We start from the raw sequence: 1,475 nt of genomic DNA, 5'->3' as shown, positions 1-1,475 counted from the left end.
GGACCAGGCCTACCCGCCGAGCGCCATGACCCCGATACACACCGCGGTCCAGCAGTTCTTCGACGGCAGGATCGACACCGACGCTTTCATCAGGGCCATGCAGGCCCTGCCGGCCTCATGACGCGCGGCACGCGGTCCGGCGCGGGGGCGACCCGCCCGGGTTTCGTCTGGGCGGTGCCCGCGGCCGTCTTCTTCCTGCTGTTCGCGATCGTGCCGCTGCTGTTGGTCGCCGTGCTCTCCTTCACCAGCTGGAACGGCATCGGCGACCCGCGCTTCAGCGGCCTGGACAACTGGGCCGCCCTCGTCCACGACCCGGTGATGCTCCAGTCCGTCTGGACCACCCTGCTGCTCACCGCCCTCGGCGTGGTGACCCAGACGCCGATCAGCATCCTGCTCGGCGTCTGGGCCGCCGGGCAACAGCGCAACCGGGCCGTGCTCGCGGCGATCTACTTCGTGCCGCTGCTGCTCTCGGCGACCGCCGTCTCGGTGGTGTGGCGGGCCGTCCTCGACCCCAACTTCGGCGTGCCGGCCCAACTCACCTGGCTGTTCGGCGACGGCAACCTGCTCGGTAGCAGGAGCGGCGCGATCGGGGTGCTGACCTTCGTCGGCATGTGGCAGTTCACGCCGCTGCACGCGCTGATCTACCAGGGCGGCGCCCGGGCCATCCCGCCGGTGCTCTACCAGGCCGCGGCCGTCGACGGGGCCGGCACCGTACGCCAGTTCTTCCACATCACCCTGCCGCAGCTGCGCAACACCGTCATCACCTCGGTGGTCCTGATGGTGGTCGGCGGCCTGACCACCTTCGACACGGTGCTGATCCTCACCCAGGGCGGCCCCGGCACGGACACCACCGTCACCGCGTACTACATGTACCAGAAGGCCTTCAAGGGCTTCGACTTCGGCGCGGGATCGGCCATCGCCCTGGTCCTCGTCGTGGTCGCGACCCTGATCTCGCTCGCGGTGGTCCGGCTCTCCGGCTACGACCGGATGCGCGGCACTGCGGAGGGACTGTGATGCGCCGGCGCCCCAACGTGCCGGCCGGGTTCGGCTCGCTGGTGTGGCTGCTGCTGGTCGGCCTGCCGCTATACGTGCTGCTGATCGCCACCTTCCGCACCCGCTCCGACTACTCCACCGAGGGCCCGCTGAAGCTGCCCGCACAGTGGACCCTGGGAAACTATCTGACCGACCTCTCGAACGGCTTCGGCCAGGACTTCCTCAACACCCTGACCGTCACCGTCAGCGTGGTCGCCATCGTGCTGCTGGTCGTCCCGCCGCTCGCCTACGCCATCGTGCGCGCTCCCGGCCGGGCCACCGGCTGGGTGTTCCGGCTGTTCCTGCTCGGCCTGGCGATCCCCGCCCAGGCGGTGATCGTGCCGATGTTCTACCTCATCAGCAAGAGCGGCCTGTACGACCACCTGATCGGGGTCATCCTGCCGACCGCCGCCTTCTGCCTGCCGGTCTGCACTGCTGACCGG

The 1,475-nt window shown here is 69.7% G+C and carries 1 protein-coding gene and 1 pseudogene; both read left to right on the top strand.

Translation table 11 applies throughout. From position 1 onward, the window contains the following. The first annotated feature begins 117 nt into the window (after positions 1-117). A complete protein-coding gene (locus C2142_RS36910) occupies positions 118-1,014 on the top strand; it encodes a sugar ABC transporter permease (protein WP_148647133.1) in 897 nt (298 codons plus the stop codon). After that, positions 1,014-1,475 (top strand): annotated as a pseudogene (locus C2142_RS41195) (carbohydrate ABC transporter permease); the annotation flags it as partial. The gene C2142_RS36910 and the pseudogene C2142_RS41195, both read left to right, overlap by 1 nt.

Source organism: Streptomyces sp. CB01881 (genome assembly GCF_002953255.1).
Taxonomy (GTDB): Bacteria; Actinomycetota; Actinomycetes; order Streptomycetales; family Streptomycetaceae; genus Kitasatospora.
Note: the sequence above shows the minus strand (reverse complement) of the source record. Positions and strands in the feature narration are given on the sequence as shown.

Excerpts from the sequence above, each read along its gene's own strand:
- C2142_RS36910 (WP_148647133.1), top strand. The coding sequence starts at position 118 with ATGACGCGCGGCACGCGGTCCGGCGCGGGGGCGACCCGCCCGGGTTTC.